Here is a 22,524-nt window from a genome sequence, read left to right as displayed (position 1 = left end):
GTGACCCTCCTCGGCCGCTACTACGAGCGGTACGCCGACCACGCGGTCGCCGTCGCCAAGCGCCCCTACCCGCGCGTCCGGGTCAAGGTCATCGACGAGCAGGGCCGGGAACTGCCCCCGGGTGCGGTGGGGGAGGTCTGCCTGCACACCCCGGCCCGGATGACCGAGTACTGGGGTCTGCCCGACAAGACCGCCGAGACCCTCGTCGACGGCTGGATCCACACCGGCGACGCCGGATTCGTCGACGAGGACGGCTACGTCTTCATCCGCGACCGGGTCAAGGACGTCATCCTCGTCGCCGGCGAGAACGTCTACCCCGCCGAGATCGAGAACGCCCTGGAAAGCCATCCGCTGGTCGCCGAGGCCGTGGTCGTCGGCACCCCCGACGAGCGCTGGGGCGAACGGGTGCACGCCTTCGTCGTGCCCGTGCCGGGACAGCGGCCCGGCTCCCGCGAACTGCACACCTTCCTCGTGCCGCGGCTGGCCGCATTCAAACTGCCCTCGCGCTACGAGGTCCTCGACCACGTGCCGCGCAACCCCAGCGGCAAGATCCTCCGCCGCGAACTGCGCGACCGCTTCTGGAGCGACTCCGCGCGCAAGGTCAACTGAGCCCGCCGACACGGCCCTTGGGAGCATCCGATGCACGACCCCTCTCTCACTCTCGAAGGCTTCCGCGCCGAGCTCGCGGAGTGCCTCTTCCTGTCGGCCGACGAAGTCGACCTGGAGGAAAGCCCGTTGGACGCGGGGCTGGACTCGCTGCGCATCGTCACTCTGCTGGAGCGCTGGCAGGCCGCCGGCGTGAACGTGACGTTCGTCGAACTCGCCGAGCGCACCACCTTCGCCCAGTGGTGGGAACTGCTCACCGCACGTCAGCGGGGAGCGGGCCATGCCGACGCCTGAAGGCCACCGGCTGCTGGCCGCCCAGGAGGGCGTCTGGACCGGCCAGCAGCTCGACGTGGACAGCCCCGCCTACAACACGGCCGAATACGTGCGCATCCACGGCCCCGTCGACACGGCCGTCTTCGACGCGGCCCTGCACCACGTCGTCGCGGAGACCGAGGCGCTCCACGCGACCTTCGCCGCCGACGACTTCGGCCGCCCCCGGCAGCTCGACACCCCGGTCGGCGACTGGCACACCCACATCGGCGACCTCACCGCCATGCCCTCCCCGCACGCCGCGGCCCTGGCCTGGATGGGCCAGGACCTGGCCCGTCCCGTCGACCTCACCCGGGGCCCGCTCTTCGGGCACGCCCTGCTGCGCACCGCCGAGGACGAGTACCTCTGGTACCACCGCGTCCACCACATCGCCCTCGACGGCTTCGGACTCTCCCTCGTGGCCCGGCGGGTCGCGCAGGTCTACACCGCCCTCATGGCCGGCGAGCCCGTCCCCGACAGCGGCTTCGGCACCCTGGAGTCCGTCCGCGCCGAGGAACGCGCCTACCGCGAGTCCGCCCGCCACGCCGAGGACCGCGCCCACTGGACGGACCGCCATGCCGACCGACCGCCCGTCGCCACCCCGGCCGGGCGATCCGCCCTGCCCGCCCGCACCTTCCACCGCCACGTCGCGGACCTGGCACCGGCGCAGGCGGACACCCTGCGCACGGTCGCCCGCCGGCTGTCGGTGACCTGGCCGGAGGTGGTGCTCGCGGTGACCGCCGCCCATCTCCACCGGGTCACCGGCGCACCCGAGACCGTCCTGAGCCTGCCCGTGGCGGGACGCCTCGGCTCGGTCTCCCTGCGCGTCCCCGCCATGGTCCGCAACATCCTGCCCCTGCGCGTCGCCGTCACCGCCGACGACAGCCTGCACGACCTCGCGGTCCGCGTCTCCCGCGAACTGCGCGCCGCACTGCCCCACCAGCGCTACCGCTACGAGCGCCTGCGCCGCGACCTGAAGCTGGTGGGCGGACAGCGGCGGCTGTCCGGACCCGGCGTGAACATCATGCCGTTCGAGTACGACCTGCGGTTCGCCGGACACCGCAGCACCGTCCACAACGTGTCGGCCGGGCCCGTGGACGACCTGGCGCTCAACGTCTACGACCGCTCGGACGGCACGGGACTGCGCCTCGCCCTGGACGCCAACCCGGACCTGTACACGGTGGGTGAGGCGGCGGGTCTGCTGGACGGCCTGCTGTGCCTGCTGGCCGACGCGGTCGCGGCCCCCGAGGGGCGGTTGACGGACGGGACGGGCGGCACCGCCCCCGCCGCCCCGCCCGTCACGGTGCTGGACGGCGGCCCGCTGCCCGCGCCCGCCCGGCCGGTGCTGAGCCGGATCGCCGACCACGCCGCCCGCCGGGGCGGGGCCGTCGCCGTGGAGGACACCGACCGCAGCCTCACCTACGCCGAACTCTTCGGTGCCGCACGGAACATGGCCCGACGCCTGACCGCCCGGGGGGTCGGCAGGGGAGACGTGGTCGCGGTGGTCCTGCCCCGTGGCGCCGACGCCGTCACCGCCGTCCTGGGCGTACTGCTCTCCGGCGCGGCCTACTGTCCGTTCGACCCGAAGGCCCCCGCCGACCGCACGGCACAGCTGCTGGCCGACGCCGCTCCCGCGCTGGTGGTGACGACGGGAGGCCGCGCCTCGGCCTTCCCGGACCACACCGTCCTCGTCCTGGACCAGCAACCGGCCACCGACGCCGTCGGCGTACCGCAGGCGCCCGGTCCGGCCGACCTCGCCTACGTGCTGCACACCTCGGGTTCCACCGGCCGCCCCAAGGGCGTCGAGATCGGCCACGCGGCGCTGGCCCACTTCGTCGCGGGTGCCTCGCACCGCTACGGGCTGCGCTCCGACGACCGGGTTCTCCAGTTCGCCCCCCTCCACTTCGACACCAGCGTGGAGGAGGTCTTCCTGACCCTGTGCACCGGCGCCACCCTGGTGATCCGCGCCGACGACATGACCGAGTCGGTGCCCCGGTTCCTGGCGGAGTGCGCCCGGCTGCGGGTGAGCGTGCTGGACCTTCCCACCGCGTACTGGCACGAGACGGCCCACGCGGTCTCCACCGGCGCCGCCGCCCTTCCGGAGAGTGTGCGGACCGTCGTCATCGGCGGTGAGGCGGCGCTGCCCGAACGGGTCGGCCGCTGGCGCGAGGCGGTCGGCGCCTCGGTGGCGCTGCTCAACACCTACGGCCCGACCGAAGCGACGGTGGTCGCCACCGTCGCCGACCTGCACGACCCCGATCTCCCCCCGGGTGACGTTCCCATCGGCCGGCCGCTGCCCGGTACCCGTGCCGCCGTACGCGACGGCGAGCTGTATCTGCTGGGTGACGCCCTCGCCCGCGGCTACCGGGGTGAGACGCCGGACAGCGCTCGCTTCGGCCCGCTGACCGCGCTGCCGGGCAGTCCGCGCGCCTACCGCACCGGCGACCTGGTCCGCCTCGGCGAGGACGGCCACCTGCGCTTCCTCGGCCGGGCGGACGACGAGTTCAAGATCAGTGGTCATCGTGTCCAGCCCGCCGAGGTCGAGAGCGCGCTGCTCACGCACCCCGGGATCCGGGAGGCCGCCGTCGTGGGGCAGACGCTCGGCGACGGCACCCGGCGGCTGGTCGCCCACCTGGTCGCGGACCCTCCGGCTCCCTCCGCGTCCGAGGCCAGGGAACACCTGCGGGCGATGCTGCCGGCCGCGATGATCCCCTCCGCCGTCGCATTCCCGGACCGGCTGCCCCGCACCGGCTCCGGAAAGATCGACCGGGCCGCCCTCACCGCGCTCGGGACGCCCGCCGCCGCTCCTTTCGAGCCCGGGTCCCCCTCGGCCGGCAGTGCCCTGGAGCGGACCGTCACCGGCATCTGGCAGCAGCTCCTCGGCACCGCCGCCGTCGCCGTGGACGACGACGTGTTCGACCTGGGCGCCCAGTCCCTCCAGGCCATCCAGGCCGCGAACCGGCTCTGCGCCGAACTGGGCCGGGACGTGAAGGTCGGCTGGATCTTCCAGCACCCCACGGCCGCCGCACTCGCCCGCTTCCTCGCCGAGACCGAAAACGAGACCGAAAACGAGACCGAAGGCGAGACCGAAGGCGAGGTCGACGGGCAAGGCACTCAGGGGCACGCCCCACCGTCCGGGCTGCCGACGACGCTCCTCGCCGACACCGTCCTCGACCCGGCCATCGGACCCGGCATCGGCCGGACCCCGCACGACCCCCTTCGCCGTGTCCTGCTCACCGGCGCGACCGGCTTCGTGGGCGCCCATCTCCTGGCCGAACTCCTCGCGGCCACGACGGCCGAGATCGTCTGCACGGTCCGCGCCGACACCGCCGCGGAGGCCCTCGCCCGCGTCGGGACGGCCCTCGCCCGGTACGGCATCACCCTGGACGAGCGGTCCCGGTCCCGCGTCACCGCCGTCCCGTCCGACCTCGCCCGCCCGCACCTCGGCCTGACCCGTGACACGCTCGGCGACCTCGCAGCGACCTGCGACGCGATCTTCCACAACGCCGCGACGGTCAGCATCCTGCGCGACTACTCCAGCCTGCGCGCCGCCAACACCGAGTCCACCCGGCAACTGCTGCGCCTGGCCGCCGTACGCACGACCCCGCTCCACTACGTCTCCACCCTGTCCGTGGCCCCGCCCGCGAGCCGCTGCCCCGAGGTACCGGAGGCGTTCCTGCCGCTCCACGACGGGTTGCGGTACGGCTACCAGCAGTCCAAGTGGGCCTCCGAGCGGCTGCTGGAACAGGCGGCCGGGCGCGGGCTGCCGGTCACCGTGCACCGCCTGGGCCGGGTGGTGGGACCGTCCGGCACCGGGTACGTCAACGAGCACGACTTCCTGTGGAGCGTGCTGCGGGCGGGCATCCCGGCGGGGATCGTCCCCGAGCTGTTCGCGGACGAGGTGTGGACACCGGCGGACTTCGCCGCCCGGTCCGTCGTCCGTATCTCCCTCTCCCTCTCCCCGGACCCGACCGCCGACGGCCCGGTCTTCAACCACGCGATCCTGCCCCGGGTGCGGCTCGCCGACGTCTACGACTGGGTGGAGGAGTACGGCTATCCGATACGGCGCCTGCCACCGGCGCGCTGGCGGGAGCAGGTGCGCGGCTCGGCCGGCACCGCCGCCACCACGCTCGCCTTCTTCGACTCCGCCGAGCAGGCCGCCGCCGCCGACCTGCGCCTCGGCCACGTGCGTGCCGACCACGTCCGTGCCGGGCTGGCGGGCAGCGGCATCACCCGCCCGTCCGTCGGCCGCGACCTCGTCCGCCGCCACCTGGATCACTGCGTGGCCACGGGCCTGCTGCCCGCCCCGGCCGGGCCGCGGCGGCCGCGAACCGCGACCCACGGCACGTAAAGGGCGGTTGCCGGGAACTCGCGGCCGCCGCGCCCCGACTACTGCACCAGAACCCCTCAGCCCGCAGTCCCTCAGCCCGCAACCTCCCAGCGCGCAACCTCTCAGACCGCCGGCGCATCCCGCCCGCATAGGAGTCCGCATGTCCATCAACCGGCCGACCGCCACCGCCCTGGCCGCAGCTCTCTGCCTGCTCACCGCGGCATGCGGCTCCTCGTCCGACGGCAGGGCGAGCGCCGGCACGGCCGAGGCCGCGGCCTCGAAGTCCGGCTATCCGGTGACGCTGGAGAACTGCGGCGAGAAGGAGACGTTCACGAAGGCGCCCAGCCGGGTCGTCGTCATGAACGGTGCCTCGGTCGCCGAGGTCTCCACGCTCCTCGCGCTCGGTCTGGGGGACCGGATCGTCGCCAACGAGCAGAGTTACGGTGCCTCCGAGGTCGCGGGCCGGGCCGCCGCGATCAAGAAGCTGCCCACCGGGAACGTCAAGCTCAACGACGCCTACGACGTTCCCCGCGAGGCCATGCTCGGCCTGCGCCCCGACCTGGTGCTGTCGACGACGTCGTACGGCTTCGACGAGAAGAACGGCTTCGCCACCCGCGAGCAGCTGGCACGGGTCGGCGCCCACACCTACGTCTCCCCGCGGGGCTGCGACCAGGACACCTCCAGGATGACCATCGCCGACAGCTACCGGCTGCTGCGCGACATGGGCAGGGTCTTCGACGTCAGCGACAGGGCCGAGAAGCTGATCGCCGCCTCCGAGAAGAACATCGCGGCCGTCACGGCCAGAGTGGAGGGGAAGAAGAAGCCGAAGGTCATGGTGCTCTTCTCCAACATGTCCATGGGGGGCAATGACTTCAGTTCCGTTGTCGCCAAGGGCATCTACAACGACATCCTCGCCAGGGCCGGCGGCTCCAACGCCTTCGAGAACGCGTCCAGGACGTCCTTCGCCGACCTGAGCAAGGAGAAGGCGGCCGCCACGGACGTCGACGCCCTCGTCGTCATCGCCTACAACGACCCGAACCCGGCGGCGTACGCCAGGAAACTGCTGAAGGAGTTCCCCCAGTGGCCGGCCGCCAAGAACAACGCGTTCGTGACGCTGTCCGACTCGATGTACCTCGGCCCCAGCAACGACCTGGCGGTGGAGAAGGTCGCCAAGGTGCTGCACCCGGACGCCTTCTGAGCCGTCTCAGGGCCCCGCTGGCGTTCGCGTTCCTGCCGGTCGCGCTGGTCGCCACCATGGTCGTGGCGATCAGCACCGGCGCCGTCGACGTCCCGGTCGGTGACGTGTGGAAGATCGTCCTGCATCACGTCACCGGGGTGGGGACAGCTCCCTCCGACCCCGCGCTCGACCAGATCGTCTGGAACTTCCGCACCCCGCGGGTGGTCCTGGCGGCCCTGGTCGGCGCGGGCCTCGCCGTGTCCGGTGCGGTGCTCCAGACGGTGGTGTCCAATCCGCTCGCCGACCCCATCGTGCTGGGCTTCTCCTACGGCGCCACCCTCGGCGCCGTCCTCGTCATCACCCTGGGCGGGGGCGCCGCGCTGGCCGGGCTCGGGGTGTCGGCGGCGGCCTTCCTGGGGGCCGTCGCCGCCGGTGCGCTGGTCTTCGCGCTCGGCCGGCGAAAGGGGAGGATGGCCCCGACCCGGCTGGTGCTGGCGGGTGTCGCCGTCGGATACGTCTTCCTCTCGGCCACCAGTTTCGTCCAGCTCCAGGCCACCCCGACCGAGTTGCGGACGGTGATGTTCTGGATGCTGGGCAGCGTCGCCGGAGCCCAGTGGGACCAGCTCCCCACGGTCGCCGTGGTGGTGCTCGTCACGACGACGCTGCTGTCGCTCTTCGGCCGCCGCCTCAACGTCCTGCTGGCCGGCGACGACTCCGCCACCGCCCTCGGCGTCGACGTCAACCGGCTACGGGCCGTCCTCCTGGCGCTCAGCGCGCTGCTGACCGGAACCGTCATCGCGGTCGCCGGCAGCATCGGTTTCGTCGGTCTGATGATCCCGCACCTGGTGCGCCTCACCACCGGTGCCGACCACCGCCGGCTGCTGCCCCTGACCGCCCTGCTCGGCGCCGTCTACCTGGTCCTCGTCGACCTGCTCTCCCGCACTCTCGACCGCCCCAACGAACTCCCGCTGGGCATCCTCACCGCCCTGCTCGGCGCCCCGTTCTTCCTGTGGCTGCTGCGCCGCAACAAGGGTCTGGACTGACCGCATGAACCTGACCGTCGACCAGCTCCACATCACCCTGGACCGCACCCCGATCCTGCGCGACGTGAGCCTCCAGGCCCGCAAGGGCGACATCGTCGGCCTCGTCGGACCCAACGGCAGCGGCAAGTCCACCCTGCTGCGTGCCGTCTACCGCTCGCTGCGCCCGGCGGACGGCGCCGTCCGGGTCGGCGAGGACGACGTCTGGGCACTGTCCCCCCGGGCCGCCGCCCGCCGTACCGCGGCCGTCCTCCAGGACGCGGGCGGCAACACCACGGGCCTGACCGTCACCGAGATCGTGGCCCTCGGCCGCGCCCCCCACCACGGCCTGCTGGGCCGCGACGGCGCCGAGGACCACCAGGCCGTGACGGACGCCGTCGACCGCTGCGGCGTACGCCCCCTCGCGGACCGCGACTACGCCTCCCTGTCCGGCGGCGAACGCCAACGCGTGCTGCTGGCCCGCGCGTTGGCCCAGAACCCCCGGCTCCTGGTCCTGGACGAACTCACCAACCACCTCGACATCCGCGCCCGCTTCGAGTTGCTGGACCTCATCCGGGCCACCGGGATCACCACCCTCGCCGTCCTGCACGACCTCGACCTGGCCGCCCGCCTCTGCGACCACCTGGTCGTCCTGCGGGAGGGAACCGTGGTGGCGGCGGGACCGGTCCTGGAGGTACTCACCCCGCAGATCCTCGCCGCTGTCTTCGGCGTCCGCGCCCGCACCGAACGGCACGCCGACGGCGTCATCCGCATCACGTACGCGGCCCAGCCGCTCGCGACCGACGACAAGGCGGCGGACGAGAGCCTTCATGGGCGTGACGGAGGCGACTCGGCGGGGGACGGCGGCGAGGGGCAGGCGGCACCCGCTCAACGGCCGGTGCCGAAGTCCTGGGTCCAGTAGTCGTCGGGCTGCGCGAGACCGACGCCGATCTCCTTGAACGCGCAGTTGAGGATGTTGGCCCTGTGGCCGGGGCTGGCCATCCAGCCCGCCATGACCTGCTCCGGAGAGGCGTAACCGTAGGCCACGTTCTCGCCGTAGGCGCTCCAGGCGTACCCGGCATCGGTGAGCCGGTCGCCGGGGGAGGAGCCGTCGGACCCGGAGTGCGACATGTTCTGGTGAAGCGCCATGTCCTCGCTGTGCGCCTGCGCGACCTTGGACAGGGTCGTGTTCAGGGTCAGGGCGGGACAGCCGACCTTGCCGCGCTCGGCATTGACGAGCTCCACGACGCGAGCGACGACTCCGGACGCCGTGGCGGTGGCCGTCGGGGTGCTCGACGGCTTGGGGGCCGCGGAAGCGGTGGTGGCGGGGTTCCGGGTGCTGGGCGGCGTGGTGACGCCGGGCTTGGGAGCGGTGGTGCTGGGCGGCGTGGTGACGCTGGGCTTGGGAGCGGTGGTGCTGGGCGGTGCGGTGATGCCGGGCTTGGCAGCGGTGGTCCGTGCGGTGTGCCAAGGCGCTCTGGCCCTCGGCCTCGGCGCGGTGGCCTTCGCGGCGCTCGCAGGGGTGGTGTGAGGAGTCTTCGTGGCGCTCGGCGCCGCCGATGCCGTCCGCGAGGGCTCGCCGGCCTGGTCGGCGTTCCAGGGGCGGCCCCAGTTCGCGTCGTTCCACCAGTCCTTCTTGTTCCACGAGTCCCGCGCCGCGCTGTTCCCGGCGCCGCTGGAGCGCGTGCCGCCGCCCGGCCAGTCGGTACAGGCCATGGCGGCGGACGGTATGCCCACGGCGCCCACGGCGACGGCAGCGACGACTATCCGCCGGTAATGCGTGTTCTTACGATGTTTACCCATGAGTAACCCGCTCCTGAGCTGCGGCGGCGTCCTGCGGGTCGTCATTCTTAGGACGCCTTCACATGGAGCGCAAAGGGCTTCGGTACTAGCTCGCTTCGTAGGCCGGGGCGGCCCTTGTCAGGGGAGTGGGGCGGGCTGGTCCGCTTTCCGGGGGCGGTGCGGAATCCTGTTACCCCGTCAGAATCCCTGTGTGAGCGCGGAACGGGTGAAGGCGGCCCGCGGGCGGGGGGCCGGGAATCCAGGCGTGACTCACGCGCGCCCCAAGTCTGACAAATCCCCTATGTCGACAGAGCGACCTCTACTATCCGGCCCGCGTAGGTCCCGGATCCGCTGTGACAGATGTCACGGAATAATGCATTCCGGTTCTTGTCCGGCCTGGATGCCGCGGGTCGGGCCTCGGGCCCCTTCCACCGCAGGTCGACGCCGAGCGCGCGGGGCCCGGGTCGTCGGCCGGCCGGTCGGCCGGACCCGGTCACCGGGACCATTGGGCCCTGTCGCGACGGCACGAGTTGGGCCGGTAGGCCGTCCCTGGGGGCCACGGGACCCAGGTACCCCGGAGATCGCGCCGCATAGCGTTCCTGACCATGGAGAAGGACAAGACCGCGGGTCCCGCGCACGGACCCGCCGCTGAGGGCTGGCCGCTGGCCGCGCGCAGGCTGCTGACGCGCCGTGAGGTGTCGGCCGACGGGCGTGCCGTGTTCGGCGCCGCCGACCCGAAGTGGGAGGGCTTCTACCGGGACCGCTGGGCGCACGACAAGGTGGTGCGCTCCACGCACGGGGTGAACTGCACCGGCTCGTGTTCGTGGATGGTGTACGTCAAGGACGGCATCATCACCTGGGAGCACCAGGCCACCGACTACCCGTCGATCGGCACGGACTGCCCCGAGTACGAGCCGCGCGGCTGCCCGCGAGGGGCGTCGTTCTCCTGGTACACCTACTCGCCCAGCCGGGTCCGCTACCCCTACGTGCGCGGCGAGTTGCTCACACTGTGGCGCGAGGCGCGGCGCCGCCTCGGCGACCCGGTGGCGGCCTGGGCCGAGATCACGTCCGACCCGGCGAAGGCGCGGGCGTACAAGCGGGCCCGCGGCAAGGGCGGCCTGGTACGCGCGGACTGGGACGAGGTGAGCGAGCTGGTCGCCGCCGCCCAGGTGCACACGGTCAAGGCGTACGGCCCCGACCGCGTCGCCGGCTTCTCCCCGATCCCGGCGATGTCGATGGCGTCCTTCGCGGCCGGCGCCCGCTTCATGTCGCTGATCGGCGGCACCCTGCTCTCCTTCTACGACTGGTACGCCGACCTGCCGATCGCCTCCCCGCAGGTCTTCGGCGACCAGACGGACGTACCGGAGGCCGCCGACTGGTGGAACGCCGGCTACCTGGTGATGTGGGGTTCGAACATCCCCGTCACCCGCACGCCCGACGCCCACTTCCTGACCGAGACCCGCTACAACGGCACCAAGGTCGTCGCCGTCAGCCCCGACTACGCGGACAACGTCAAGCACGCCGACGAGTGGCTGGCCCCGCACCCGGGCACGGACGGCGCGCTGGCGATGGCCATGGGGCACGTGATCCTGCGCGAGTTCCTCGTCGACCGGGAAGTGCCGTACTTCCGGAACTACTTGAGGACGTTCACGGACGCCCCTTTCCTGGTCGCCCTGCGCGAGCACGAGCACGGTCTCGTCCCGGACGGTTTCCTGACCGCGGCCGACCTCGGTGACGACACGGAACACGCCGAATCCAAGACCGTGCTCCTCGATTCGGCGACCGGGCAGCCCGTCGTGCCGAACGGCTCGCTCGGCTTCCGCTGGGGGGAGGCCGGGCAGGGCCGCTGGAACCTCGACCTGGGCGACGTGGTGCCCGAGCTGAGCCTGCTGGAGTGCGCGCAGGACACCGTGGCCGTGGCCCTGCCCCGCTTCGACGAGGGCGGCTCGGAGGGCGGCTCGGTGATGGTGCGCGGTGTGCCGGTGCGGCGCGTCGGCGGACGCCTGGTCACCACGGTCTTCGACCTGATGCTGGCCCAGTACGGGGTGGAGCGGCCCGGTCTGCCCGGCAGTTGGCCCACGTCGTACGAGGACGCGTCCGAGCCGTACACCCCGGCCTGGCAGGAGACGATCACCTCCGTGCCCGCGGAGCAGGCGGCCCGGATCGCCCGGGAGTTCGCCCGCAACGCCGAGCGCACCCAGGGCCGTTCGATGATCGCGATGGGCGCGGGCACCAACCACTGGTTCCACTCCGACACCATCTACCGCGCCTTCCTGGCCCTGACGACGATGACCGGCTGCCAGGGCGTCAACGGCGGCGGCTGGGCGCACTACGTGGGCCAGGAGAAGGTCCGCCCGGTCACCGGCCAGCAGCATCTGTCGTTCGCCTTCGACTGGCAGCGGCCCACCCGGCACATGGCGGGTACCTCGTACTGGTACCTGAACTCGGATCAGTGGCGGTACGAGGCGTTCGGGCCCGAGGAACTGGCCTCGCCGCTCGGGCAGGGACGGTTCCGGGGGAAGGGGTTCGCCGACTGTCTGGCGCAGGCGGTGCGGCTGGGCTGGACGCCCGGCCACCCCGGCTTCAACCGCAACCCCCTCGACCTCACGGACGAGGCGGCGCGGGCCGGCCGGCCGGTCGCCGAGCACATCGTCGACGAACTGAAGTCGGGGCGGCTGCGGTTCGCCGTGGAGGACCCCGACGACCCGGCCAACTTCCCCCGGGTGCTCACGGTGTGGCGGGCGAACCTGTTCGGCTCCTCCGGCAAGGGCAACGAGTACTTCCTGCGCCACCTGCTGGGCACGGACGCCGCGGTCCGCTCCGAGGAGACCCCGCCCGAGGCCCGCCCGAAGGACGTGGTGTGGCGGGACGAGGCGCCCGAGGGCAAGCTCGACCTGCTGGTCTGCATGGACTTCCGGATGACGTCCACCGGCCTGCTCGCCGACGTCGTCCTGCCGGCCGCGACCTGGTACGAGAAGGACGACCTGTCCAGCACGGACATGCACCCCTTCGTGCACGCCTTCACCCCGGCCATCGCCCCGCCCTGGCAGGCCCGCACCGACTACGACACGTTCCTGACCATCGCCGACCGGTTCAGCGAACTGGCCGCCGAGCACCTCGGCACCCGCACCGACGTGCTGGCCGTACCGCTGCTGCACGACACCCCGGACGAACTCGCCCAGCCGGGCGGAGTGGTACGGGACTGGAAGGCCGGCGAGTGCGAACCGATCCCGGGGCGGACCATGCCGAAGCTGGTCACCGTCGAACGGGACTACGCCGCCGTGGCCCAGAAGATGCGCGCCGTCGGCCCGCTGCTCGACACCCTGGGCACCACGACGAAGGGCATCACCGTCCACCCGGACCGGGAGCTGGACGACCTGCGCCACCGCTGCGGCACCGTGCGGGACGGAGTGGCCGCCGGCCGGCCGTCCCTGGCCACCGCCTCCGACATGTGCGAGGCCATCCTCGCCCTGTCCGGCACCACCAACGGCCGCCTCGCCACGGAGGGTTTCCGCGCGATGGAGCGGCAGACCGGCAGCGCGGGGCTGGTCGAACTCGCCGCGGAGCGCGAGGCGGAGCGGATCACCTTCGCCGACACCCGCACCCAGCCCCGGTCGGTCATCACCTCGTACGAGTGGTCGGGCAGCGAGACGGGCGGGCGCCGCTACTCGCCGTTCGTCATCAACACCGAGCACAAGAAGCCCTGGCACACCCTCACCGGCCGCCAGCACTTCTTCGTCCAGCACGACTGGATGGCCGAACTCGGCGAGCAACTGCCTGTCTACCGGCCCCCGTTGAACGCACCCCGGCACTACGGCGACGAGCAGCTCCACGACGGCCGGGCGGAGGTCACCGTCCGCTACCTGACCCCGCACTCCAAGTGGTCCATCCACTCGAACTACCAGGACAACAAGTTCATGCTCGACCTGTCCCGCGGCGGCCCCACGATCTGGATGTCCACCGCCGACGCCGAGAAGATCGGCGTCAAGGACAACGAGTGGATCGAGGCGTACAACCGCAACGGCGTCGTCGCCGCCCGCGCCGTGGTCACCCACCGCATGCCCGAGGGCACCGTGTACATGCACCACGCCCAGGACCGCACCGTGAACGTGCCGAAGACCGAGGTCAGCGGCCGTCGCGGCGGCATCCACAACTCCCTGACCAGGCTGCTGCTCAAGCCGACCCATCTCGCGGGCGGCTATGCCCAGTTCACCTACGCCTTCAACTACTACGGCCCCACCGGCAACCAGCGCGACGAGGTCACCGTCATCCGCCGTCGCAGCCAGGAAGTGGAGTACTGAGATGCCCCGTGGCGAAGCCCCCATCGGACGCGTCATGGCTCAAGTGGCGATGGTGATGAACCTCGACAAGTGCATCGGGTGCCACACCTGCTCCGTCACCTGCAAGCAGACGTGGACCAACCGCACCGGCGTCGAGTACGCCTGGTTCAACAACGTCGAGACCAAGCCCGGTGTCGGCTACCCGCGCCGCTACGAGGACCAGGAGCACTGGAAGGGCGGCTGGATGCTCGACAGGCGCGGACGTCTGGTCCTGCGCTCGGGCGGACGCGTCAGGCGCCTGCTGTCGATCTTCTCCAACCCGGACCTGCCCGCCATCGAGGACTACTACGAGCCGGTCACCTACGACTACGACAACCTCGTCAACGCCCCGGCCGGAAAGGACATCCCGGTGGCCCGCCCCCGCTCCGTCCTCACCGGCAGGCCCACCGCCATCACCTGGGGCGCCAACTGGGAGGACGGCCTCGGCGGAGCACCCGAACACGCGGCCGGCGACCCCAACCTCACCGGCGAGTGGGCGGAGAAGGTCAGGTTCGAGTTCGAGCAGACCTTCCTCTTCCACCTGCCCCGCCTGTGCGAGCACTGCCTCAACCCGGCCTGTGTCTCCGCCTGTCCCTCGGGCGCCATGTACAAGCGCGTCGAGGACGGCGTCGTCCTCGTCGACCAGAACCGCTGCCGCGGCTGGCGGATGTGCGTGACGGCATGCCCGTACAAGAAGGTGTACGTCAACCACGCCACCGGCAAGGCGGAGAAGTGCACCTTCTGCTTCCCGCGCATCGAGGCCGGACAGCCCACCGTCTGCTCCGAGACCTGCGTCGGCCGGCTGCGCTACCTCGGCCTGCTCCTCTACGACGCCGACCGGGTGGGTGCGGCCGCGGCCACCCCGGACGAGCAGGACCTCCTCGACGCCCAGCGCGGCGTCTTCCTCGACCCGCACGACCCCGAAGTCAGGGCCGCCGCACGGGAGTCCGGCATCCCCGAGGACTGGCTGGACGCCGCCCGGCGCTCGCCGGTCTACGACCTGGTGATGCGGTACAAGGTCGCCCTTCCGCTGCACCCGGAGTACCGGACGATGCCGATGGTCTGGTACGTCCCGCCGCTCTCGCCCGTGCTGGACGCCGTCGACGCGGCCGGCGGCAACCAGGACGACCCCGACCACGTCTTCGCCGCCGTCACCCGGCTGCGCATCCCGCTGGAGTACCTGGCGGAGCTGTTCACCGCAGGGGACGCCGACGTCGTGGCCGGCGTGCTGATGAAACTCACCGCCCTCCGGTCGTACATGCGGCAGCGGACCCTGGGCGAGGCAGGCGACGAGGCCGCCCTCAAGGCCGTCGGGCTGACCGCCCGGGAGGCGGAGGACCTGCACCGGCTGCTGGCGGTGGCCAAGTACCAGGACCGGTACGTCGTCCCCGCCGCGCACAAGGAGGACGCCGCCGCGCTCACCGCGATGGAGAACCGCTGCCCGGTCGAGACGCCCGGCGAACCGGCGGAGGCCGGTGGCCGACGGGTGATGCTCGGCATCCCCACCCTGCGCCGTACCTCGACAGGAGATCGCGCATGAGCCCCCTGCCCTCCACCGTCCCGGCCATCGTCCGCACCCGCGTCCGCGCGGCGATCCGCCGCCGGGCCGCGCTCACACCCGAGGAGACGGCGGGCCGGGCGCTGGTGCTGCGGCTCGTGTCGCTGCTCCTGCAGTACCCGGACGCCGAACTGACCGCGGCCCGCAGGGAGCTGACCACCGTGGTGGAGGCCCTGCCGGACACGTCGGCGGCGGGACACCTGGCAGGGTTCACCGACTGGTTCGCCGCACAGGATCCCGAGGCGCTGGAGCGGCACTACGTCGAGATGTTCGACCTGCGCCGCAAGAGCAGCCTGTATCTCACCTACTACCTCCATGGCGACACCCGCCGCCGTGGCATGGCCCTGCTCACCCTCAACCAGCGGTACGCCGCCACGGGATGGGGCACCGACGGCGGCGAACTGCCCGACCACCTCCCCGTCGTCCTGGAGTTCGCCGCCCTCGCCGGTCCGGGCGCCGGGGAGGCGCCGCTGCGACAGCACCGGCGCGGGCTGGAGTTGATCCACCGTGCCCTCACCGACGCGGACTCACCGTACCGGCACCTCCTGGCCGCTCTGCTCACCCTGCTGCCGCCGCCGACGGAAGCGGATCTCGCGGCCGTCGCCGAACTCGCCGCCCAGGGCCCGCCGAACGAGGAGGTCGGCCTGGACCCCTACGGGACCTACGGCGACGGGGAGTTCGCCCCGCCCGGCACCTTCACCCCGCCGCAGCAGGCCGCGCCGACCCTGGCCCCGACCGCACGTCAGGAAGACCGCCGATGAACGTCACGACCGCTGACCTGGTGCTGTGGGTCGCCTTCCCGTACGTCTGCCTCGCCGTGTTCGCCGTCGGGCACGTCTGGCGCTACCGGCAGGACCAGTTCGGCTGGACCACCCACACCAGCCAGCTGCTGGAGCGTCGCTGGCTGCGCTGGGGCAGCCCGCTGTTCCACCTCGGCGCCTTCGCGGTGATCGCCGGCCACGTGGTCGGTCTCGCCGTGCCGGCCTCCTGGACCGAGGCCGCCGGCATCTCCGAGCACACCTACCACACCACGGCCGTCTGGCTGGGCTCCGTCGCGGGCGTCGCCATGCTCACCGGCCTCGGCATGCTGTGCGCGCGACGGCTGCTGACCCGCCGGATCCGGCTCACCACCGACCGCAGCGACAAGGTGCTGTTCCCGCTGCTGTCCGCCACCGTCGTGCTCGGCATCTCCGCCACCGCCACGCACAACGTCTTCGGCGGCGGCTACGACTACCGCGAGACCGTCTCGGTCTGGTTCCGCGGCGTCTTCGCCCTCCAGCCCCGGCCCGAGGCGATGACCGGCGCCCCGCTGCTGTTCCAACTGCACGCCCTGACCGCCTGCCTGCTCTTCGCGGCCTGGCCGTTCACCCGCCTGGTCCACGTGTGGAGCGCCCCGATCGGCTATCTGGCCCGGCCGTACCTGGTCTACCGCAGGCGGGCGCAGCCGGCTGCCGGCCCGGGGTTCCGGGGAGAGCCGGGCGGGAGATCCGGGGCACGCGCCCGGCGGGAGGCGACGGACGGACCCGGTCTGGGGGCCGTCCGCCCGGCGGACAGGGACTCATGGCCCATGCCCGCCCAGCGGGCGGGACGCGGAAAGTAGTCGCGCACAACCAACGTACGAGGGAAGGGACGGGCGTCATGGTCCAGTCGTCGACGAGTGAGAGCGAGAGGCCGGCCTCCGGGGCACCGGTGACCGGCCGGGCATGGTTCATGCTGGCTCTGGCCACCATGGGTTTCGCGGTCAACTTCTGGGCCTGGGCGCTGCTCAGCCCGCTCGGCCCCCGTTTCAAGGACTCCTTGGGACTCAGCTCCTTCCAGCAGTCCCTGCTGGTGGCGGTACCGGTCGTCGTCGGCTCCCTGGGCCGGGTCCCCGTCGGCGCGCTCACCGACCGCTTCGGCGGACGGGTGATGTTCCCCGTCGTGACGGCGACCACCATCGTTCCCGTGCTCTACCTGGGCCTGGCCGGACACTCCTCGCTCGCCGCCCTGCTGGCCGGCGGCTTCTTCCTCGGCGTCGGCGGCACCGCGTTCGCCGTCGGCGTGCCCTTCGTCAACGCCTGGTTCCCACCCGAGCGGCGCGGCCTCGCCATCGGCGTCTTCGGCGCCGGCATGGGCGGCACCGCCATCAGCGCCCTGACCACGGTGAAGCTGGTCGACGCCCACAGCATGTCCACCCCGTTCCTGATCACCGCCGCCGTGCTGGCCGCCTACGCCGTGGCCGCCGCGCTGCTGCTGCGTGACGCACCCGGCCGCACGGTGCCGACCGAGGCGCTGGGCCGCCGCCTGGCCGCCACCCTGAGGCTCGGTATCACCTGGCAGGCGTCCGCGCTGTACGCGGTGGCGTTCGGCGGCTACGTCGCCTTCTCCGTCTACCTGCCCACCTACCTGAAAACCGGTTACGGCCTGACCCAGGCCGACGCCGCGAACCGCATGGCGGGGTTCGTGCTGCTGGCGGTCGCGATGCGGCCGATCGGCGGCTGGCTGTCCGACCGGGTGGGCCCGGTCAAAGTGCTGGCCGGAGCGCTGACCGTGGTCGTGGCCGGGGCTGTGACACAGTCGTTCACCCCGGTACTGGCTCCGCTGGGCACCCTCGCCTTCCTGGCCATGGCCGCCGCGCTCGGCGCGGGCAGCGGGGCGGCCTTCGCCCTCGTGGCGCTGCTGACCCCGGCCGACAAGGTGGGCTCGGTGACCGGCGTGGTCGGTGCCGCCGGCGGACTGGGCGGCTTCCTGCCGCCGCTGGTGATGGGCTCGCTGTACGGCGAGTACGGGACGTACGCGGCCGGCCTCGCCCTGCTCGCGTTCGTGGCCGCGGTCGCGCTGGTCTACACCCTCACCGCGGTCCGCGCGGCCGCCGAGGGCCGCGACCCGAAGCCGCGCACCGGTCGCGGACGCCGGCACACCTCGGCGCACACCACGGCGTGACGCCGCCCGCCTGACCACGACCGGAACCAAGGAGTGAGGAGCAACCCCGTGTGCGAGTACTGCGGCTGCCAGTCGCTGGCGGCGATCGACGAGCTGACCCGGGAACACGACGAGGTCGTCACGCTCATCAGCCACGTCCGGGACGCCGTGCGCGACGGCGACACCGCGCGCACGGCCGAGACGGCCCGCCGGATCGCCACCGTGCTGGCCCCGCACACCCAGGTCGAGGAGCACGGGCTGTTCCCCGCGATGGCCGAGGAGTTTCCCGACCACATCGCCGCCCTGGAGGCCGAGCACCGCCGCGTCGAGGCGGTGCTGGCCGAGGCGGCGGACGGCGTGCCGGCGGATCCCGCCTGGCCCGAGCGGCTGCTGGAGGTGCTCGCCATGCTGCGCGATCACATCCTCAAGGAGCAGGACGGCGTCTTCCCCGCCGCGCTGGCGACCCTGTCCACCGAGCAGTGGGAGACGGTCGAGGCGGTACGCGCCAGGGCGGGCGGTCTCCGGCCCGCTGCCTGACCGGCCGCTTCCGCCCGGCGACCCCGCGCCGCACGCCCCCGCCCCTTCGCCGTGCGGCAACGGGGCCGGCCCGGCCGCGACGCTCCGGTGCGGCGGCGCGGAACCCGGCCGGCCGCTCCGACGCGCAGACGATCGCCACATGCCGTGCCGTACCCGATCCTGGTGTGACCGTTGACCTTCGACGGTGCCACGGCCGTAGAGTCGTGTGCGGCCGGAACCGATCAGTTCGAACGGGCCGACGCGCCCGGGGCGGAGTGGCACGGTGAGCACGGAGACCAGCCGGGAACGGACCCGGGCGGGCATGGACGGCGAGCTGGCGGAGGCGCTGGTGCGCAGCCGTCGTTTCTTCACCCGGGCGGAGGTCTCCGACGACCTGCGCACCCTGCACAAGCAGGGCGGCCGCCAGGCGGACGAGTTCTACCGGGAGCGCTGGTCGCACGACAAGGTGGTGCGCTCCACGCACGGGGTGAACTGCACCGGCTCCTGTTCGTGGAAGGTGTACGTCAAGGACGGCATCATCACCTGGGAGGCGCAGCAGACCGACTACCCCTCGGTCGGCCCGGACCGGCCCGAGTACGAGCCGCGCGGCTGTCCGCGCGGCGCGGCCTTCTCCTGGTACACCTACTCGCCCACGAGGGTGCGCTACCCGTACGTGCGCGGTGTCCTGCTGGAGATGTACCGGGAGGCGAAGGCCCGGCTCGGCGATCCGGTGGCGGCCTGGGCGGACATCGTCTCCGACCGCGAGCGAGCCCGCCGCTACAAGGCGGCGCGTGGCAAGGGCGGCCTGGTGCGGGCGAGTTGGGACGAGGCCGTGGAGATGGTGGCCGCCGCGCACGTGCACACGATCAAGGAGTACGGTCCGGACCGGCTGGCCGGGTTCTCGCCGATCCCCGCGATGTCGATGGTCTCGCACGCCGCCGGGGCCCGCTTCTACTCGCTGCTCGGCGGGGCGATGCTGTCGTTCTACGACTGGTACGCGGACCTGCCGGTGGCCTCGCCGCAGGTGTTCGGCGACCAGACGGACGTACCGGAGTCGGGGGACTGGTGGGACGCCGGTTACCTGATCATGTGGGGTTCGAACCTGCCGGTCACCCGCACCCCGGACGCGCACTGGATGGCGGAGGCCCGTTACCGGGGCCAGAAGGTGGTGGCGGTCGCCCCGGACTACGCGGACAACGTGAAGTTCGCCGACGAGTGGCTCGCCGCCCAGCCGGGCACCGACGGGGCGCTGGCCATGGCGATGGGCCATGTGATCCTCAGGGAGTTCTTCGTCGACCGGCCCACGCCGTACTTCACCGACTACGTCAAGCAGTACACGGACCTGCCGTTCCTGGTCACCCTGGACGAGAGCGAGGCCGGGCCGGGCACCTTCACCCCGGGCAAGTTCCTGACCGCCGCGGATCTGGGCGGCGCGTACGCCGGGACCGAGCACGCGGAGTTCCGCACGGTGCTGCTGGACGCCGGCACGGGGCAGCCGGTGGTGCCGAACGGCACGCTCGGCGACCGCTACGGCGAGTCCGGCGCCGGGAAGTGGAACCTCGACCTCGGCGGCACCCGGCCGCTGCTGTCCGTCGAGGGCGGCGAGGAGGCACCCGTCGTCGTCGAACTGCCCCGCTTCGACGCCCCCGACGGCGGCGCGGGGCGGCTGCGGCGCGGCGTTCCGGTCCGCCGGGTCGCCGGGCGTCTGGTGACCACGGTGTACGACCTGCTGCTGGCCCAGTACGGGGTGGCCCGCGAGGGGCTGCCCGGCCGGTGGCCCACGGGCTACGACGACGCGCACGAGCCGTACACCCCGGCCTGGCAGGCCGCGATCACCGGCGTGGACGCGGGGAAGGCGGCCCGGATCGCGCGGGAGTTCGCCGCCAACGCGGAGGAGTCGGGCGGCCGTTCGATGATCATCATGGGGGCGGGGACGAACCACTGGTTCCATTCCGACACCATCTACCGGGCGTTTCTCGCCTTGACCACGCTGACCGGCTGCCAGGGCGTCAACGGCGGCGGCTGGGCCCACTACGTGGGCCAGGAGAAGGTCCGCCCGCTCACCGGCTACTCGGCGATCGCGACCGCCGCCGACTGGAACCGGCCGGCCCGGCTGATGATCCAGACCGCCTACTGGTACCTGCACAGCGACCAGTTCCGCTACGACGCGTTCTCCGCGGACACCCTCGCGGCGGCCGGAGCGGGCGGCCCGTTCGCCGGGAGGACCACGGCGGACGTCATCGCGCAGTCCGCGCGGATGGGCTGGATGCCGTCGTATCCGACGTTCGACCGCAACCCGCTGGAGCTGGCCGACGAGGCCGGCGCCGCGGGACGGCCGGTCGAGGAGCACGTGGTGGAGGAGCTGAAGGCCGGCCGGCTCCGGTTCGCGGGCGAGGACCCCGACGCCCCGGAGAACTTTCCGCGAGTGCTGACCATATGGCGGGCCAACCTCCTGGGCTCCTCGGCCAAGGGCAACGAGTACTTCCTCAGACACCTGCTCGGCACCGACGCCTCCGTGCGGGCCGCCGAGGCGCCGCCGGAGGCCCGGCCCAGGGACGTGGAGTGGCGGGAGCGGGCTCCCGAGGGCAAGCTCGACCTGCTGCTGACGCTGGACTTCCGCATGACCAGCACGACCGTCTTCTCGGACGTGGTGCTGCCGGCCGCGACCTGGTACGAGAAGCACGACCTGTCCAGCACGGACATGCACCCGTTCGTGCACGCCTTCAACCCGGCGATCGCCCCGCCCTGGCAGACCCGCACCGACTGGGACGCCTTCCACACCCTCGCCAGGGAGTTCAGCCGCCAGGCCGGCGAACACCTGGGCGTGCGCAGGGACGTGGTGGCCGCGCCTCTGCTGCACGACACCCCGGACGAACTGGCCAACCCGCGGGGCCGGGTGCTCGACTGGAAGGCGGGGGAGTGCGAGCCGGTGCCCGGGCGGACGATGCCGAAGCTGGTCACCGTCGAGCGCGACTACGGTGCTGTCGCGGACAAGATGGGTGCCCTCGGCCCGCTGCTGGACCGTCTGGGCGCGACCACCAAGGGCGTCACGTTCCAGGTGGCCGAGGAACTGGACCACCTGCGGCACAAGAACGGCGTGGTGCGGGGCGGGGTGGCCGACGGGCGGCCGTCGATCGCCCGTGACACGCAGGCGTGCGAGGCGATCCTGGCGCTGTCCGGCACGACCAACGGCCACCTGGCCACCCAGGGCTTCCACACCCTTGAGGCCCGCACCGGCACGCGCCTCGCCGACCTGGCCGCCGAGCACGAGGGCAAGCGGATCACCTTCGCGGACACCCAGGCCGCCCCGGTCCCGGTCATCACCTCCCCGGAATGGTCCGGCTCGGAGACGGGAGGACGCCGCTACTCGCCGTTCACGGTCAACGTCGAGCGCCTCAAGCCCTGGCACACCCTCACCGGACGGCAGCACTTCTACCTCGACCACGACTGGATGACCGCGCTCGGCGAACAACTCCCTGTCTACCGGCCCCCGTTGAACATGACCGCCCTCTTCGGCGAACCGCGCGTCGGGGAGACGGGCGAACTCGGCGTGACCGTGCGCTACCTGACCCCGCACAACAAGTGGTCCATCCACTCCGAGTACCAGGACAACCTGTTCATGCTCTCCCTCTCCCGAGGCGGACCGACGATCTGGATGAACACCGAGGACGCGGCGAAGATCGGAGTGACGGACAACGACTGGATCGAGGCGGTCAACCGCAACGGCGTGGTCGCCGCCCGCGCGGTCGTCTCGCACCGCATGCCCGAGGGCACCGTGTACATGCACCACGCCCAGGACCGCCTGATCGACGTGCCGCGCACCGAGACGACGGGAAGACGCGGCGGCATCCACAACTCCCTGACCCGGCTGCTGATCAAGCCCAGCCACCTCATCGGCGGCTACGCGCAGTTGTCGTACGCCTTCAACTACCTCGGGCCGACCGGCAACCAGCGCGACGAGGTCACGGTCGTCCGCCGCCGTGCGAACCAGGAGGTGGAGTACTGAC

General features: G+C 72.3%; 15 protein-coding genes and 1 pseudogene. 15 read left to right on the top strand and 1 reads right to left on the bottom strand.

Going from position 1 to position 22,524, the window contains the following annotated elements; genetic code table 11:
• The 6 genes and pseudogenes from AB0P24_RS16590 to AB0P24_RS16565 form a co-directional block, all read left to right on the top strand.
• Nucleotides 1-609: pseudogene (locus AB0P24_RS16590) on the top strand (fatty acid--CoA ligase); the annotation flags it as partial.
• 30 nt (nt 610-639) lie between these two features.
• Entirely contained in the window at nt 640-900 is a 261-nt protein-coding gene (locus AB0P24_RS16585) for a phosphopantetheine-binding protein (RefSeq protein WP_365794463.1), read from the top strand.
• Nucleotides 887-5,266, top strand: a complete 4,380-nt coding sequence (locus AB0P24_RS16580; RefSeq protein ID WP_365794461.1) for an amino acid adenylation domain-containing protein — start codon at nt 887-889, stop codon at nt 5,264-5,266. The genes AB0P24_RS16585 and AB0P24_RS16580 overlap by 14 nt, the downstream gene beginning before the upstream one ends.
• A gap of 139 nt (nt 5,267-5,405) precedes the next feature.
• Entirely contained in the window at nt 5,406-6,443 is a 1,038-nt protein-coding gene (locus AB0P24_RS16575) for an ABC transporter substrate-binding protein (protein ID WP_365794459.1), read from the top strand.
• Between the two features lie 56 nt (nt 6,444-6,499).
• Nucleotides 6,500-7,465 (top strand): iron ABC transporter permease, encoded by a 966-nt coding sequence (locus tag AB0P24_RS16570; RefSeq protein ID WP_365794457.1) that lies wholly within the window; start codon nt 6,500-6,502, stop codon nt 7,463-7,465.
• Nucleotides 7,466-7,469: 4 nt separating this feature from the next.
• On the top strand, nt 7,470-8,363 hold the full coding sequence (locus AB0P24_RS16565; RefSeq protein WP_365794455.1) for an ABC transporter ATP-binding protein: 894 nt from the start codon (nt 7,470-7,472) through the stop codon (nt 8,361-8,363).
• On the opposite strand, the gene AB0P24_RS16560 is transcribed toward AB0P24_RS16565, so the two are convergent.
• Nucleotides 8,330-8,686: a CAP domain-containing protein gene (locus tag AB0P24_RS16560; RefSeq protein ID WP_365794453.1), complete on the bottom strand. Its 357-nt coding sequence runs from the start codon at nt 8,684-8,686 to the stop codon at nt 8,330-8,332. The two genes, AB0P24_RS16565 and AB0P24_RS16560, sit on opposite strands and share 34 nt — an antisense overlap.
• A 25-nt stretch (nt 8,687-8,711) precedes the next feature.
• On the opposite strand from AB0P24_RS16560, the gene AB0P24_RS16555 reads away from it, so the two are divergent.
• The 9 genes from AB0P24_RS16555 to AB0P24_RS16515 all read left to right on the top strand — a co-directional run bounded on the left by AB0P24_RS16555 (nt 8,712) and on the right by AB0P24_RS16515 (nt 22,523).
• A complete protein-coding gene (locus AB0P24_RS16555; RefSeq protein ID WP_365794451.1) occupies nt 8,712-8,972 on the top strand; it encodes a hypothetical protein in 261 nt (86 codons plus the stop codon).
• Between the two features lie 9 nt (nt 8,973-8,981).
• Nucleotides 8,982-9,218 carry a hypothetical protein gene (locus tag AB0P24_RS16550; RefSeq protein WP_365794449.1) on the top strand — a complete coding sequence of 79 codons (237 nt, stop codon included), beginning with the start codon at nt 8,982-8,984 and terminating at the stop codon, nt 9,216-9,218.
• Between the two features lie 610 nt (nt 9,219-9,828).
• Nucleotides 9,829-13,524 carry a nitrate reductase subunit alpha gene (locus AB0P24_RS16545; protein WP_365794447.1) on the top strand — a complete coding sequence of 1,232 codons (3,696 nt, stop codon included), beginning with the start codon at nt 9,829-9,831 and terminating at the stop codon, nt 13,522-13,524.
• Between the two features lies 1 nt (nt 13,525).
• Entirely contained in the window at nt 13,526-15,082 is a 1,557-nt protein-coding gene (gene narH, locus AB0P24_RS16540) for a nitrate reductase subunit beta (RefSeq protein ID WP_365794445.1), read from the top strand.
• Nucleotides 15,079-15,861 (top strand): nitrate reductase molybdenum cofactor assembly chaperone, encoded by a 783-nt coding sequence (narJ, locus tag AB0P24_RS16535; RefSeq protein ID WP_365794443.1) that lies wholly within the window; start codon nt 15,079-15,081, stop codon nt 15,859-15,861. The genes narH and narJ overlap by 4 nt, the downstream gene beginning before the upstream one ends.
• A complete protein-coding gene (gene narI, locus AB0P24_RS16530; protein ID WP_365794441.1) occupies nt 15,858-16,700 on the top strand; it encodes a respiratory nitrate reductase subunit gamma in 843 nt (280 codons plus the stop codon). The genes narJ and narI overlap by 4 nt, the downstream gene beginning before the upstream one ends.
• Nucleotides 16,701-16,810: 110 nt before the next feature.
• Nucleotides 16,811-18,022 (top strand): MFS transporter, encoded by a 1,212-nt coding sequence (locus AB0P24_RS16525; protein ID WP_365794621.1) that lies wholly within the window; start codon nt 16,811-16,813, stop codon nt 18,020-18,022.
• A gap of 48 nt (nt 18,023-18,070) precedes the next feature.
• Complete coding sequence (locus tag AB0P24_RS16520; protein WP_365794439.1) at nt 18,071-18,538, top strand: hemerythrin domain-containing protein; 468 nt, start codon at nt 18,071-18,073, stop codon at nt 18,536-18,538.
• Nucleotides 18,539-18,839: 301 nt separating this feature from the next.
• Nucleotides 18,840-22,523 carry a nitrate reductase subunit alpha gene (locus AB0P24_RS16515; protein WP_365794619.1) on the top strand — a complete coding sequence of 1,228 codons (3,684 nt, stop codon included), beginning with the start codon at nt 18,840-18,842 and terminating at the stop codon, nt 22,521-22,523.
• The last annotated feature ends 1 nt before the right edge of the window (nt 22,524 follow it).

The organism is Streptomyces sp. NPDC086519 (assembly GCF_040686075.1).
GTDB lineage: Bacteria > Actinomycetota > Actinomycetes > Streptomycetales > Streptomycetaceae > Streptomyces > Streptomyces shenzhenensis.
The sequence above is the reverse complement of the archived record's forward strand: the minus strand, read 5'-3'. Positions and strand labels throughout refer to the sequence as shown.